This window comes from Streptomyces sp. NPDC058198 (assembly GCF_042882605.1).
Lineage (GTDB): Bacteria > Actinomycetota > Actinomycetes > Streptomycetales > Streptomycetaceae > Streptomyces.
The window spans coordinates 56,805-72,206 of the sequence record NZ_JBHVVP010000012.1 but is presented as its reverse complement, the minus strand read 5'-3'; the positions used below and the strand labels follow the sequence as shown (position 1 = coordinate 72,206).

Here is a 15,402-nt window from a genome sequence, read left to right as displayed (position 1 = left end):
GTCAGTCCTCCAGTGCGGCGAGGCCGGGAAGCGTCTTGCCTTCGAGATATTCGAGGCTCGCGCCGCCACCGGTCGAGATGTGGCCGAATGCCTTCTCGTCGAAGCCCAGGATGCGGACGGCGGCGGCGGAGTCGCCGCCGCCGACGACCGAGAAGCCCGGGGAGTCGACGAGCGCCTGGGCGACGGCCTTGGTGCCCTCGGCGTAGTCGGGGTGTTCGAAGACGCCCATGGGCCCGTTCCAGAAGACGGTGGCCGCGTCGGCGAGCTTCGAGGCGTACAGCCGGCCGGTCTCGGGGCCGATGTCCAGGCCCATCTGCCCGGCCGGGATGGCGTCCGCCGCCACCGTGGTGGGGTGGGCCGGGGCCTTGGTCTTGAGGTCCGGGAACTCCGGGGCGACCAGGACGTCCACGGGGAGTACGAACTCCACGCCACGCGCCTTGGCCCGCTTCAGGTAGTCCTGGACGGCCGGGATCTGGTCCTCCTGGAGCAGCGAGGAGCCGGTCTCGTGGCCCTGCGCCTTGAGGAAGGTGAAGACCATGCCGCCGCCGATCAGGATGCGGTCGGCCTTCTCCAGGAGATGGTCGATGACACCGAGCTTGTCGGAGACCTTGGCGCCGCCGAGCACGACGGCGTACGGCCGCTCGACGTCATCGGTGAGCTTCTTGAGGACGCCGACCTCGGTGGCGATCAGACCGCCCGCGGCGTGCGGCAGACGGGCCGGCAGGTCGACGACCGAGGCGTGCTTGCGGTGCACGGCTCCGAAGCCGTCGCCCACGTACAGGTCGGCCAGTTCGGCGAGCTGGTCGGCGAAGGCGCCGCGCTCGGCGTCGTCCTTCGAGGTCTCGCCCGCGTTGAAGCGGAGGTTCTCGATGACGGCGACCCGGCCGTCGGCGAGGTCCGCGACCACGGCCTTGGCGGAGTCGCCGACCGTGTCGGTCGCGAACGCCACGTCGGCTCCGAGGAGTTCACCGAGGCGCGCGGCGACGGGGGCGAGCGAGAAGGCGGGATCCGGGGCGCCCTTGGGGCGGCCCAGGTGGGACGCGACGATCACGCGGGCGCCGGCCTCGGCGAGCCTGGCGATCGTCGGCTGTACGGCGCGGATGCGGCCGTCGTCGGTGATGCTGGTGCCGTCGAGCGGCACATTGAGGTCGGCGCGGACGAATACGCGCTTGCCGCCGACCCCTTCGGCGAGAAGTTCGTCGATCGTCTTCATCTGCTGCTGGACTCCTTGAGGGTGTCTGGACAGGCCGACAGGGCTCGGTCGCCGCGGGTGCGCCGACCGAGCCCTGTCGCTCACATCGAGATGCCTACCGGCCCTGGATCAGAGCTGGCCGCCGACGAAGACGGTCAGGTCGACCAGACGGTTGGAGTAGCCCCACTCGTTGTCGTACCAGCCGATGACCTTGACGCTCTTGCCCTGGACCATGGTCAGGGAGGAGTCGAAGGTGCAGGAAGCCGGCCAGTTGACGATGTCCGAGGAGACGATCGGGTCCTCGGTGTAGTCCAGGATGCCCTTGAGCTGGCCCTCGGCGGCCTTCTGGAACGCGGCGTTGACCTCGTCCTTGGTCACCTCGCGCTCCAGCTCGATCACCAGGTCGGTGACGGAGCCCGTCGGGACCGGGACACGCATCGCGATGCCGTCGAGCTTGCCCGCCAGCTCCGGGATCACCAGCGCGGTGGCCTTGGCGGCACCGGTGGTGGTCGGAATGATGTTCTCCGCGGCGGCCCGGGCGCGACGCAGGTCGCTGTGCGGGAAGTCCAGGATGCGCTGGTCGTTCGTGTACGCGTGGACCGTCGTCATCATGCCCTTGACGATGCCGAAGTTCTCCAGGAGAACCTTGGCCATCGGCGCCACACAGTTGGTGGTGCAGGAGGCGTTGGAGATGACGTGGTGGTTCGCCGCCTCGTACTTGTCCTGGTTGACGCCCATCACGATGGTGATGTCCTCGCCCTTGGCCGGAGCCGAGATGAGGACCTTCTTGGCGCCGCCCGCGATGTGCTTCTCGGCGTCGGCCTTCTTGGTGAAGATGCCCGTCGACTCGATGACGATGTCGACGCCCAGCTCACCCCAGGGGATGTCGGCCGGGTTGCGCTCGGAGAGCACCTTGATGGTGTGACCGTCGACCGTGATGGTGTCGGCGGTGTGGGAGACCTCGGCCTTGAGGCGGCCCAGGATGGTGTCGTACTTCAGCAAATGTGCCGTGGTCGCAGTGTCACCCAGGTCGTTGACAGCCACGATCTCGATGTCTGCACCCTGCTCCAGCAGCGCGCGGAAGTAGTTACGACCGATGCGGCCAAAGCCGTTGATGCCTACGCGGATCGTCACGAACCGATCTCCTCGTTAGGTACGCCGGGTTTCGACGCCGGCGAGTTGTATGGGATGTCCCCGACCGCTTATGACCCTACCTCTCCACGGGCCGCCCGGTGACATCGAGCGGCCCTGCGAGCCGACGGCGGCCCGTACCCACCAGTAGGGGGTACGAGCCGCCGCCGGGCCGGGCGCCCGGTACGCGTGTGCCGGGCGCGGCCTCAGTGCCGCAGGGCGCGCAGCGCCTTGCCGAGCACCGCCGCGCGCTGCGCCGCGTCCTGCACGTGCTCCAGGCCGAAGCCGAGCAGCACGGTGTCACGCGTGGTGACCGCGGCGTACGACTTGAAGAGCTCCTGGGATCGCGCCCAGTCCCCCTCCACGACGGGGCTTCCCGCCGGGGATCCGGGGGTGGTCCAGACCCCGAGGGAGGTCTCGAAGCCCTCGGACTCCTTCTCCGCACCGCCCACGGCCAGCCGCGCGCTGTCCGCGAAGACGCCCCGCCCGCCGCTGCCGGGGTCGGTGATGTAGCTGAGGGACAGGTCGACCTTCTTGCCCGCGTAGGCGCTCAGGTCGAAGGCCACCTGCTTCCAGCCGTTGGAGCTGCCGGTGAGGCTGTTCCAGGCGCCACTGGTGCCGGTCGCGGTGCAGCCGTCCGTGCCGAGCGTCAGATAGCGGCCCAGGAACGGGTGGCCGTCGAGGAAGAAGCCGGCCTCGCACTCGGCGGGGACGGTGGTGCTGCTCGCGCCGCCGGCCTCGGGGAGTGTGGTCCAGTCGTCGGCCCCGGTGGTGTGGGCCTCCAGGACCGCGTGGTCGTAGCCCGGCTCGGTGTTCCAGTTGAGCGCGAAACGGAGCTCGGGCTTGTCGGCCGCGGTGACGCCGGTGAGGTCGACGGTGCGGGCGAGTCGGCGCCAGTCGTTGTCCTCGTGGGCGGCGGCCGCCATCCACTGGCCCGCGTAGGGGGCGTACGGGTTCACGATCCCCGCGTACGTGCCCGCCTGCGCGCTCTTGAACTGCGGATACGTCGCGGGGTTCAGGACGTCGGAGGTGACGGTGTAGGCGCCCGCCGCGTTCAGCGGGTTGCCGGGCGCCGCCCCGAGCGGTCCGCTCGCCCCGGCGAGCGTTCCCGCACCGGTGAAGCCGGTGGCGCCGGGGCTGGACGTACGTCCGTACGCACCGAGGTAGTACTGACTGAAGTCGTCGGTCGCGGCGCGCCCGACCTGGGCGTTGCCGCCGGCCTGCTCGCCGGCCTCGATCAGCTTGCCGCCCTCGTTGAGGAAGGCGCGCACGGCCAGCTGGGTGGCGCCGCCCGGGGCCACGGCGCCCGTGTAGTGGACGGCGGTGGAGAAGTGGCTGAGGACGCCCAGCGCGTGCGGGGCGCCCTGCGTGGCGACGTCCCAGACGGCCGCGGTGCGGCCGTTGGCGCGCAGGGCGTCGACGTACGCCCGGGTCTGCTGGGCGGCCGCGCCCTCCTCGGCGATCACGAGCGTGTCGGCGCGGGAGCGGTCGGCGACGGTGTAGGTGAAGCGCTCGCTGGAGGTGGACCTGCCGTTCTTGGTCCGTCCGGTGAACCAGACCTCGACCTTGTCGCCCGGATCGGCGTCCTCGACCTCGGCGCGGTACTCGTCGAAGTGGAGGTTGTCCTCGCCGCCGTAGGTCTCGCCGCCCTTCCAGGCCTTGAGGTTCTCGTCGTGCGTACGGCCGCCGTTGATCCGGTAGTTGAGCTCCTTGTCCCGGACCGACTTGCGGGCGATGACGGAGACTTCCTGGTCGGCGCCGCGCGCGTACGAGGTGGTGAACGGGTCGAGGGTGAAGTCGGGGGCGTCCAGGCCGACCGAGGAGGACGGCTGGTCGGGGTGGGCGGCGGTCTCGGCGACGGAGAGCGCGAAGGGGACGTTCTTGGCGAACTCCTCCTGGATCAGCTTCTCGTCGTCGGGGAAGTTGAAGCCGGACCGGCAGTCCCTGGCCTCCCACGCGTCACCGGGGTCACTCGCGGAGGCGGTCTGGCAGGTCGTCATCTCCGGGGTGAACATCATCGTTCCGTTGACGTTCGCCGCGTGGCCGTCGGCCTCACCGTTGGTGGTGTACAGCTCGGAGGAGACCTGCGGGTAGTAGCCGGGGACGGCGGAGTTCTCGGGCGTGCCGGCGAGCGCCTTGTAGAGGACGTCGTCGGGTGTCGGCGTGGCGACCTGCCAGCCCACGCCGTAGAGCAGCAGTTCGGCGGCGGAGTGGTAGTTGATGCCGTAGTCGAAGCCGATGCGCTTCTCGAAGCGGTCGATCGCCTGCGTCTCGGGCTCCGAGTTCGGGCCGGCGCCGCGGTAGGTCTCGCTGGTGGAGCGGGGCGACGAACCCTCGTCGTCGTAGCCCCACTTGTAGCCGAAGTTCCGGTTGAGGTCGACGCCGTCGGCGGAGGTCAGCGTGCCGTCCCCGTCGACCTCACGGAGGTTCTTGCGCCACAGCCGGGCGCTGTCACCGGTGTGGGTGTAGTCGTAGCCGTCCGGGTTGGCGGAGAGGACGAACCACAGCTCGGTGGAGTCGACGATCTTCGTGATCCGCCGGTCCTTGCCGTAGCCGTCCACGAAGTGGTGCATCAGCCGGCGCGTCATCTCGGGAGTGATCCACTCCCGGGCGTGCTGGTTGGACATGTAGAGCACGGACGGCTTGGCTCCGTCCTTGGTCGTCCGCGCGCCCTTGCTGACCTTGAGGGCGAGGATGTCCTGCCCCTTGAGCGTCTTGCCGATGGAGACGACCTTGGCGATCCCGGGGTTGGCCTGCCCGGTCGTGACGATCTCCTCCTGGAGATTGCCCTTGCCGCTGTACGGGCGGTAGACACCGTCGCCCGCGGCCCGCAGCCGGGCCGCGGCCTTCGCGGGAACCGTGCGCTCGGTGACATCGACGCCCTGCTTCCCCAGGGCGCGGGCCTGGGCGTCGGTGATGAACAGCTCGACCTTCGCGGTCCCCTTCTCGGGGGCCCGTTCGGTCAGTTCGTGGGCGTCCTGGCCGGCCGAGAGGAGCAGCGGTATCTGCTCCTTGGTGACCTCGGCGTCGAAGACCTTCACCGCGTCCGCGCCGGGTCCTGCCTCGGATCCGGGCTGTGCCTGGGCGGCGGGCGCCGCCGTCATTCCGCCCAGCAGCAACGCGCCCGCCGCGAGGATCGATCTCGCTCTTCGTCTCATGTGCCCCCCTTGCCGTTGTGTGCCACATCCGTGGACAGACGTCAGGCTGACCATGCTCCATGATCATGTCAAGGGCCTACCGGTAACCCGCAACATGCCTGCTGCCAGCACCTATTGGGCGCGGGCAGCAGGCGACGGGGCGGACTCAGAGCCGCTCAGCCGACGAGACCGTCGGCCAGCTCCTCGCTGAGATTGGACTCCGTGCCCGGAATCCCGAGATCCTGCGCCCGCTTGTCGGCCATGGCCAGCAGACGGCGGATCCGGCCCGCGACCGCGTCCTTGGTGAGCGGCGGGTCCGCGAGCGCGCCCAGCTCCTCCAGGGACGCCTGCTTGTGCTCCATACGCAGCCGGCCCGCGGCGGCGAGATGCTCGGGCACCTCCTCGCCGAGGATCTCCAGCGCGCGCTGCACCCGGGCGCCGGCCGCGACCGCGGCGCGGGCGGAGCGGCGCAGGTTCGCGTCGTCGAAGTTGGCGAGACGGTTGGCCGTGGCGCGGACCTCGCGGCGCATCCGCCGCTCCTCCCAGGCCAGCACCGATTCGTGCGCGCCGAGCCGGGTCAGCAGCGCGCCGATCGCGTCCCCGTCCCGTACGACCACGCGGTCCACCCCGCGCACCTCACGGGCCTTGGCGGCGATCTGCAGTCTGCGGGCCGCGCCGACCAGCGCGAGGGCGGCCTCGGGGCCCGGGCAGGTCACCTCCAGCGAGGAGGAGCGGCCGGGCTCGGTGAGCGAGCCGTGGGACAGGAACGCGCCGCGCCAGGCGGCCTCGGCGTCACAGGTGGCACCCGAGACGACCTGCGGGGGCAGTCCGCGGATCGGGCGCCCGCGGCCGTCGACCAGGCCGGTCTGCCGGGCGAGCTGATCACCACCGGTAATCACCCGTACGACGTAACGGCTGCCGCGGCGCAGTCCGCCGGGGGCCATCACCACCAGCTCGGAGCTGTGCCCGAAGATCTCCAGGATGTCCTTGCGGAGCCGGCGCGCGGCGATGCTGGTGTCCAGCTCCGCCTCGATCACAATGCGGCCGCTCACCAGGTGCAGCCCGCCCGCGAACCGAAGGATCGCCGAGACCTCCGCCTTCCTGCAGCACGTCCGGGTGACGGGGAGGCGGGCGATCTCGTCCTTCACCGCTGGCGTCATCGCCATGGGCCGATCCTTCCATGCATCCGAAAAATACGGTCGTACGCGGCTGCCAACAGCTCCGGATCGTGGACCGGGGAACTGTCGGGCGCTGCCACCGGCGCCAGCTCGACCGCGGCACCGAACCGTTTTGCGGCATCGGCGAGTGACTCGCGGTCGGGCACGGCGGCCTGGTCGGCCAGCACCACGTCCAGGGCGAGTTTAGGGGCGTGTCGCCCCAAAACCTCCAAATGACGCTGCGGTGAGAACCCATCGGTTTCACCGGGTTGTGGCGCGAGGTTCAGCGAGAGGACCCGGCGGGCCTTGGTCTCGACGAGCGCTTCGAGCAGCTCGGGCACCAGCAGATGGGGGATCACCGAGGAGAACCAGGAGCCGGGACCGAGCACCACCCAGTCCGCGTCCATGACCGCGGCGACGGCCTCAGGGACGGCCGGCGGGTCGTGCGGCACCAGATGCACCGACTGCACCTCACCGCGGGTGAGCGCCACCGTCGCCTGGCCGCGCACCGTCTGCACCTCGTCGGGCCGTGCCGGGTCATGGCCCCGTACGAGCGCCTGCAGCTCCAGCGGTACGGCGGACATGGGCAGCACCCGGCCGTGCGCGCCGAGGAGCTTGCCGACCAGGTCCAGGGCCTGGACATGGTCACCGAGCTGCTCCCAGAGAGCGACGATCAGCAGATTGCCGACCGCGTGCTCATGAAGCTCGCCCTGGGACTGGAAGCGGTGCTGGATCACCCGGGCCCAGGTCTGGCCCCAGTCGTCGTCACCGCACAGCGCCGCCAGGGCCTTGCGCAGATCGCCGGGCGGCAGGACGCCGAGCTCCTCCCGGAGCCGGCCGCTGGAGCCGCCGTCGTCGGCGACGGTGACCACGGCGGTGAGGTCGCCGGTGATCCGGCGGAGCGCCGCGAGGGAGGCGGACAGGCCCATGCCACCGCCGAGCGCGACGACCTTCGGCTGGGCACCGCGCCCCCGCGCCGACAGCGCGGGGGCGCCCCTGCTCAGCCGGCGCAGGCGGAAGGTGCGTCCGGTCACTCGCGCCCCATGTCCCGGTGGACGACGACGGTCTCGACGCCCTCGGAGGCGAGGCGTGCGGCGACCTTCTCCGACATGGCGACGGAGCGGTGCTTGCCCCCCGTACAGCCGACGGCGACGGTCACATAGCGCTTGCCCTCGCGGCGGTATCCGGCGGCGATCAGCTGGAGCAGCTCGGTGTAGCGGTCGAGGAACTCCTTGGCGCCCGGCTGGTTGAAGACATAGGCGGACACCTCCTCGTTGAGCCCGGTGAAGGGGCGCAGCTCGGGAACCCAGTGCGGGTTGGGCAGGAAGCGGCAGTCCACCACCAGGTCCGCGTCGACCGGCAGGCCGTACTTGTAGCCGAAGGACATGACGGTGGCCCGCAGCTCCGGCTTCTCGTCGCCGGCGAACTGGGCGTCCATCTTGGCGCGCAGCTCGTGGACGTTGAGGCTGGAGGTGTCGATCACCAGATCGGCGTCACCGCGCAGCTCGCGCAGCAGGTCGCGCTCGGCCTCGATGCCGTCGACGATCCGGCCGTCGCCCTGCAGCGGGTGCGGTCGGCGTACGGATTCGAAGCGGCGGACCAGCGCCTCGTCGGAGGACTCCAGGAAGACGATCCGCCGGGTGACCTCCTTCGCGTCGAGGTCGGCGAGGGACTCGCGGAGGTTGTCGAAGAACCGGCGGCCGCGTACGTCGACGACGACGGCGATCCGCGCCACATTGCCCTGCGAGCGGGCGCCGAGCTCCACCATGGTGGGGATCAGCGCGGGCGGCAGGTTGTCCACGACGAACCAGCCGAGGTCCTCCAGACACTTGGCCGCGGTGCTGCGCCCCGCGCCCGACATGCCGGAGATGATCACCAGCTCGGGGATGGCCGCGTCGACGGCCTCACCGGCCTCCTTCGTGGTGCCCGTACTCACGTGCTCCGCTCCGTCCCGGTCGTGCTCAGTCATGCGTACTGCCCCCGTTGTCTTCCATGATCTCTCCTGTTGCCGTGTTCACGGCGGGTGCCGCCGGGGCCGCCTTGGCGAGCGCCACGGCCACGGACTCCGCCGTCTTGCGGCCGAGGCCCGGAACCTCGCAGATCTGCTCGATTGTCGCCTGCCGCAGCCGCTTCACCGAGCCGAAATGCTTGATGAGGGCCTGTTTGCGGGACTCGCCGAGGCCGGGGACGTCGTCCAGCGGACTGGTCCTGATGCGTTTGGCCCGCTTGGCCCGCTGATAGGTGATCGCGAAGCGGTGCGCCTCGTCGCGCACGCGCTGGAGGAGGTAGAGGCCCTCGCTGGAGCGGGGCAGTACCACCGGGTCGTCGTCCTCGGGCAGCCAGACCTCTTCGAGCCGCTTGGCGAGGCCGCAGACGGCGACATCGTCGATGCCCAGCTCGTCGAGGGCCCTCTTGGCCGCCGCGACCTGGGGCTGTCCGCCGTCGACCACGACCAGCTGGGGCGGGTAGGCGAAGCGCTTGGGCCTGCCGTCGTCCTCGACCGGGGATCCGGCCGGAAGCTCGTCGGAGAGCCCGGCGGCCGGCCCTGTGGGGGTCTCGGCGGCCGGCCCTGCGGCGGGCCCGGTGACCAGCCCTGCGGCGGGCTCGGCGATCGGCCCTGTGGTGGGCTCGGCCGTGGGCTCCTGCTCCGGCTGCTCCGACCACTCCCCCGTCTTCTCCTTCTCCTGCAGATAGCGCCTGAAGCGACGGCTGATCACTTCATGCATCGACCGTACGTCGTCCTGGCCCTCGAACCCCTTGATCTGGAAGCGGCGGTATTCGCTCTTGCGAGCGAGGCCGTCCTCGAAGACCACCATGGACGCCACGACGTCGTCGCCCTGGAGATGGGAGATGTCGAAGCACTCGATCCGCAGCGGCGCACTGTCCAGGCCGAGCGCTCCCGCGATCTCCTCCAGGGCGCGCGAGCGGGTGGTGAGGTCGCTGGCGCGCTTGGTCTTGTGCAGGACAAGGGCCTGCTGGGCATTACGCCCGACCATCGCCATCAGGTCCTTCTTGTCGCCGCGCTGCGGGATCCGCAGGGACACCTGCGAGCCGCGCCGGTCGCTCAGCCACTGGGTGACCGCGTCCGTGTCCTCGGGCAGGGCGGGGACCAGCACCTCCTTGGGGACGGTGTCGCCGCGCTCCTCCCCGTACAGCTGCTGCAGCGCGTGCTCGACGAGTCCCGCCGTCTCGACGGCCTCGACCTTGTCGGTGACCCAGCCGCGCTGGCCGCGGACCCGGCCGCCACGGACATGGAAGATCTGTACGGCGGCTTCCAGCTCGTCCTCGGCGACCGCGATCAGATCCGCGTCGGTGGCATCCGCGAGCACGACGGCGTTCTTCTCCATCGCGCGGCGCAGCGCGCCTATGTCGTCGCGCAGCCGGCCCGCCCTCTCGTACTCCATCTCCTCGGCCGCGTCCGTCATCCGCTGCTCCAGCCGGCGGATGTACGTGCCGGTACGGCCGGCCATGAAGTCGCAGAATTCCTCGGCCAGTTCGCGGTGCTCCTCGGGGGTGACCCGGCCGACGCAGGGCGCCGAGCACTTGCCGATATAGCCGAGGAGGCAGGGCCGGCCGGTCCGCTCGGCGTTCTTGAACACCCCGGCGGAGCAGGTCCGTACGGGAAAGACACGGAGCATCAGATCGACCGTCTCGCGGATGGCCCAGGCCTGTCCGTACGGACCGAAGTAGCGCACGCCCTTCCTCTTGGCGCCGCGCATGACCTGAACCCGCGGGAACTCCTCGTTCATCGTCACCGCGAGGTAGGGATAGCTCTTGTCGTCGCGGTACTTGACGTTGAAACGGGGGTCGAACTCCTTGATCCAGGAGTACTCCAGCTGGAGCGCCTCGACCTCGGTGGAGACGACGGTCCACTCGACGGAGGCGGCCGTGGTGACCATGGAGCGGGTGCGCGGGTGCAGGCTCGTCAGATCCTGGAAGTAGTTGGCGAGCCGCTGGCGCAGGCTCTTCGCCTTCCCGACGTAGATCACCCGGCGGTGATCGTCGCGGAATTTGTAGACCCCCGGCGAGTCGGGGATCTGTCCCGGCTTCGGGCGGTAGCTGGAGGGGTCGGCCATGCCGTCCACCCTACTGGCGGGCACCGACAGTGTGGCCGCGCCGGGAGTCCGTCCGCGGTGACGGCCGTCAGGCGTTCGGTCCCGCGACGAGCTTTCCGCCCTCGGCCCTGACCGGCACCTCGGACAGCGGCACGGTCGCCGGGCCCTTGAGCGCCTTGCCGGTGGTGACGTCGAAGCGGCTGCCGTGGCAGGGGCAGTCACCCACGGTGCCCTCCAGCTTCTCCAGGAGACAGCCCGCGTGGGTGCACTGCGCGCTGAACGCCTTGTACTGGCCTTCCGCCGGGCAGCTCACGACCAGCCGCTGTTCCCGGTAGAGCTTGGCGCCGCCGACCGGGATCTCGTCCGCCGCGCCGAGGTCGACCGGGGAGGTCGGCGTCGGGTCCTCGGCGTGCCCCAGCTTCGATTCGGTGGAACAGGCCGCCAGACCGAGTCCGGCCGCGCCGGCGAGCGCGGCGCCCTTCAGCACGGTGCGGCGAGGGGCGGGCTGGCCGGGCATGGTGACTCCACGGGGCAGGGGACCGGGCTGGTCGGGCCGGTCGGGCGGGCGGGGCGTGTCGGTGACATACGCGACGATACCGGGGCTGTTCCGGCGGGCGTTCAGCGGCTGTCGCCCCGGAGCCGGGCGAGGAAGGCACCGGCCGCCGCGCGGAAGCCCTCCGGGTCCTCGCTCCAGGGCATGTGCCCGGCGCCGGGCAGGGTCGTCCTGGTCACGTCGGGCAGCGCGCGCTCCAGCGAGTCCACCGCCCGCCGGGGCCGGATGTCGTTCTCCCCGTCCACGATCAGTACGGGCAGGCCGAGCGCCGCGCACCGGTCCCGCAGCCCGTCCGTGGCCGAGGTCCGCCGCAGCTCCGCGGTGATGGTGGCATTGCACGCGTAATTGACGCCGAACCACGGAGTCGCCATGGCCTCGGCCCGCTCCAGGGCGCGGCGGCGGTCGCGGTCGGCGAAGTCCACCGACCACTGGAGGACCGCGAACTCCCGGTCCTCCGCCTCCGTACGGTCACCGCGCCGGTCACGCAGCTCCTCCCAGCGCTCGCGGTGTCCGCCCAGCTGCCCGCGGAAGGTCTCCTTGTACGCCGCGTGCCACGTGGAGTCGTCGTCGATGCCGGTGCCGGAGACATAGATCAGGCCGCTGACCCGCGCGGGACGGGCCAGGGCGTAGCTCAGGGCCAGCCGGGCGCCCCAGGAGTGACCGAGCAGCGCCATCCGTTCCAGGCCGAAGTGGCGCCGTACGGCATCGAGGTCGGCCACCGAGCGCTCGGTGCTGTACGGCCCCGACCGCTGGGAGCGGCCGCAGCCGCGCTGGTCCCAGCGGAACACCCGGTGCTCCCTCAGCAGGGCGGCCGGCTCCTCCAGGGTGTCCCAGATGCCGGGCCCGCCATGGCAGAGGATCACGGGCTCGCCCGGCCCGTCCGCCGCCCGGGCTGCCCAGAGCCGGATCCCGTCGTCCGTCAGTACTGCCTCGCCCGGCACGGCCGTCTCGTCCATCCCTGGATTGTGCGGGGTGCGGAATGGACGGGACAGCCGTTTGATGAGGCGGTGATCTCCCGGCGGGGTGCGCCGGTCAGGAGCGGCGCGCGGCCGCGCTGGCCGGGACCGCCTTCTGGGCCGGTGTCTTCTGAGCCGGGGTTTTCTGGGCCGCTGTCTTCTGGGCCGGGGTCCTCTTGGCCGTGGCCTTCCCCGCCGTGGCCTTCTTCACCGGCGCCGCGTCGCTGATCCGCTCGACGTCCAGGATGTCGCGCAAGAACTTGCCCGTGTGGCTGGCCGGAACCCCTGCCACCTGCTCGGGGGTGCCTTCCGCGATGACCAGACCGCCGCCGTTGCCACCCTCGGGGCCCATGTCGATCACCCAGTCCGCCGTCTTGATGACGTCAAGGTTGTGCTCGATGACGATCACCGAGTTGCCCTTCTCGACCAGACCCGACAGCACCGTGATCAGCTTGCTGATGTCCTCGAAGTGCAGACCGGTCGTCGGCTCGTCCAGGACGTAGACCGTACGGCCCGTGGAGCGCTTCTGCAGCTCGCTCGACAGCTTCACACGCTGCGCCTCGCCGCCCGAGAGGGTCGGCGCGGACTGGCCGAGCCTGACATAGCCGAGGCCGACCTCGTTGAGCGTCCTGAGGTGGCGCGAGATCGTCGGGACGGCCTCGAAGAAGTCCAGGGCCTCCTCGATCGGCATGTCCAGCACCTCGGCGATGGACTTGCCCTTGTAGTGGACCTCCAGCGTCTCCCGGTTGTAGCGGGCGCCGTGACAGACCTCGCACGGCACATAGACGTCCGGCAGGAAGTTCATCTCGATCTTGATGGTGCCGTCGCCCGAGCAGTTCTCGCAGCGGCCGCCCTTGACGTTGAAGGAGAAGCGCCCGGGGAGATAGCCGCGGACCTTGGCCTCCATGGTCTCCGCGAAGAGCCTGCGCACATGGTCGAAGACGCCGGTGTACGTGGCCGGGTTGGACCGGGGCGTACGGCCGATGGGCGACTGGTCGACATGGACCACCTTGTCGACCAGGTCGTCGCCGTCGACGCGCGTGTGCCGCCCCGGCACCGACTTGGCGCCGTTCAGCTCGCGTGCCAGGTGCGTGTAGAGGATGTCGTTGACCAGCGTCGACTTGCCGGAGCCCGAGACGCCCGTGACCGCCGTGAACACGCCCAGCGGGAAGGACACGTCGATGTCCCGCAGATTGTTCTCCCGGGCGCCGTGCACGGTGAGCCGCCGCCCCGGGTCGACGGGCCGGCGGATGACGGGGGTCGGGATGGCCCGCTTGCCCGACAGGTACTGGCCGGTGATCGATTCCTTGTTGGCCAGGAGCCCCTTCAACGGCCCCGAGTGCACGACCTTGCCGCCGTGCTCGCCCGCGCCGGGGCCGATGTCCACCACCCAGTCGGCCACCTTGATGGTGTCCTCGTCGTGCTCCACGACGATCAGGGTGTTGCCCATGTCACGCAGCCGGACCAGGGTCTCGATGAGCCGGTGGTTGTCCCGCTGGTGCAGGCCGATGGACGGCTCGTCCAGGACGTACAGCACCCCGACAAGACCCGAGCCGATCTGGGTGGCCAGCCGGATGCGCTGGGCCTCGCCACCGGACAGGGTGCCCGCGGCGCGGTTGAGCGACAGATAGTCCAGGCCGACGTCGACCAGGAACTTCAGCCGTTCGTTGACCTCCTTGAGCACCCGCTCGGCGATCTTCTTGTCCCGGGCGTTCAGCTTGAGCATGCCCAGGAAGTCGGCGCAGTCGCTGATCGAGAGCGCGGCGACGTCGGCGATGGACTTGTCCATGACCGTGACCGCGAGGACGATCGGCTTGAGCCTCGTGCCCTGACAGGTCGGGCAGGGCACCTCGCGCATATAGCCCTCGAAGCGCTCCCTGCTGGAGTCGCTCTCGGCCTCGCTGTGCCGCCGCTTGACGAAGGAGACCGCCCCTTCGAAGGCGGGGGTGGTGTACGCGCGCTCGCGGCCGTACCGGTTGCGGTAGCGGACCTCGACCTGGGTCTTGTGGCCGTGCAGCAGGGCCTTCCTGGCGCGCTGCGGCAGTCCGGCCCACGGGATGTCCGTACGGAAGCCGAGGGCCTCGGCGAGGCCGCCGATCAGCCGTCCGAAGTACTCCTTGGTGTGTCCGTGGGACCAGGGGTGGATCGCGCCTTCGTCGAGGGACTTCTCCTCGTCGGGGATGATCAGCTCCGGGTCGACCTCCATGCGCGTCCCGATACCGGTGCAGTCGGGGCAGGCGCCGAAGGGCGAGTTGAAGGAGAAGGAGCGGGGCTCCAGCTCCTCGAAGGAGAGATCGTCGTACGGGCAGTACAGATGCTCGGAGTACATCCGCTCGCGCTCGGGGTCGCCCTCGGGGAGATCGACGAAGTCGAGCACGACCATGCCGCCGGAGAGACCGAGGGCGGTCTCGACCGAGTCGGTCAGCCGGCGCTTGGCGCTGTCCTTCACCGTGAGGCGGTCGATGACCACCTCGATGGTGTGCTTCTCCTGCTTCTTGAGCGTCGGCGGCTCGGTGAGCTGGACGGTCTGCCCGTCGACCCTGGCCCTGCTGTAGCCCTTGGTCTGCAGATCGGAGAAGAGATCGACGAACTCGCCCTTGCGCTCGCGGACGAGCGGCGAGAGGACCTGGAAGCGGCTGCCCTCGGGAAGCTCGAGCACCCGGTCCACGATGGCCTGCGGCGACTGGCGCGAGATCGGCCGGCCGCACTCGGGGCAGTGCGGCTTGCCGATCCGGGCGAAGAGCAGCCGGAGGTAGTCGTAGACCTCGGTGATCGTGCCGACCGTCGAGCGCGGGTTGCGCGAGGTCGACTTCTGGTCAATGGAGACCGCCGGGGAGAGACCTTCGATGAAGTCGACGTCCGGCTTGTCCATCTGACCGAGGAACTGCCGGGCGTACGAGGACAGTGACTCCACGTACCGGCGCTGCCCCTCGGCGAAGATCGTGTCGAACGCGAGGGAGGACTTGCCCGACCCGGAAAGCCCGGTGAAGACGATGAGGGAGTCACGGGGGAGGTCGAGCGAGACGTTCTTGAGATTGTGCTCGCGCGCGCCACGGACGATGAGACGGTCGGCCACGCCGGTCCGCACCTTTCTGAGAGAAGCAGGGGCAGAGCCCCCTACGCAGACTAGGGGGGTCGCCAGAGCAATGGATTGCCAAGCGGTGAATCGCCGGGTTCGGGACTGCCCGGCTCAGGGTTGTCTACATGCCAGGATGCCTCTC

Annotated in this window: 10 protein-coding genes; all 10 read right to left on the bottom strand. The window is 70.2% G+C overall.

What is annotated here, in order from left to right; all coding sequences use genetic code 11:
• Position 1 precedes the first annotated feature (1 nt).
• Positions 2–1,213, bottom strand: coding sequence for a phosphoglycerate kinase (locus ACFVWW_RS28760; RefSeq protein WP_384331277.1), 1,212 nt, complete (start codon positions 1,211–1,213; stop codon positions 2–4).
• Positions 1,214–1,321: 108 nt separating this feature from the next.
• The gene (gene gap, locus ACFVWW_RS28755) at positions 1,322–2,326 is read right to left on the bottom strand and encodes a type I glyceraldehyde-3-phosphate dehydrogenase (RefSeq protein WP_384183531.1); all 1,005 of its coding nucleotides are present in this window, start codon (positions 2,324–2,326) and stop codon (positions 1,322–1,324) included.
• 203 nt (positions 2,327–2,529) lie between these two features.
• Positions 2,530–5,481 carry a M14 family zinc carboxypeptidase gene (locus ACFVWW_RS28750; protein WP_386877778.1) on the bottom strand — a complete coding sequence of 984 codons (2,952 nt, stop codon included), beginning with the start codon at positions 5,479–5,481 and terminating at the stop codon, positions 2,530–2,532.
• A 155-nt stretch (positions 5,482–5,636) separates the two neighbouring features.
• A complete protein-coding gene (gene whiA / locus ACFVWW_RS28745) occupies positions 5,637–6,626 on the bottom strand; it encodes a DNA-binding protein WhiA (RefSeq protein WP_384183537.1) in 990 nt (329 codons plus the stop codon).
• Positions 6,617–7,651: a uridine diphosphate-N-acetylglucosamine-binding protein YvcK gene (gene yvcK / locus ACFVWW_RS28740; RefSeq protein ID WP_384183540.1), complete on the bottom strand. Its 1,035-nt coding sequence runs from the start codon at positions 7,649–7,651 to the stop codon at positions 6,617–6,619. The genes whiA and yvcK overlap by 10 nt, the downstream gene beginning before the upstream one ends.
• Positions 7,648–8,586 (bottom strand): RNase adapter RapZ, encoded by a 939-nt coding sequence (gene rapZ / locus ACFVWW_RS28735; protein WP_384183543.1) that lies wholly within the window; start codon positions 8,584–8,586, stop codon positions 7,648–7,650. Before rapZ ends, yvcK begins: the two co-directional genes overlap by 4 nt.
• Complete coding sequence (gene uvrC / locus ACFVWW_RS28730) at positions 8,579–10,693, bottom strand: excinuclease ABC subunit UvrC (protein ID WP_386877779.1); 2,115 nt, start codon at positions 10,691–10,693, stop codon at positions 8,579–8,581. The genes rapZ and uvrC overlap by 8 nt, the downstream gene beginning before the upstream one ends.
• Positions 10,694–10,760: 67 nt before the next feature.
• Positions 10,761–11,189 carry a Rieske (2Fe-2S) protein gene (locus tag ACFVWW_RS28725; protein WP_384183548.1) on the bottom strand — a complete coding sequence of 143 codons (429 nt, stop codon included), beginning with the start codon at positions 11,187–11,189 and terminating at the stop codon, positions 10,761–10,763.
• Between the two features lie 101 nt (positions 11,190–11,290).
• Positions 11,291–12,181, bottom strand: coding sequence for an alpha/beta fold hydrolase (locus tag ACFVWW_RS28720; RefSeq protein WP_386877780.1), 891 nt, complete (start codon positions 12,179–12,181; stop codon positions 11,291–11,293).
• A 76-nt stretch (positions 12,182–12,257) separates the two neighbouring features.
• Positions 12,258–15,257 (bottom strand): excinuclease ABC subunit UvrA, encoded by a 3,000-nt coding sequence (gene uvrA, locus ACFVWW_RS28715; RefSeq protein ID WP_386877781.1) that lies wholly within the window; start codon positions 15,255–15,257, stop codon positions 12,258–12,260.
• Positions 15,258–15,402: the final 145 nt, after the last annotated feature.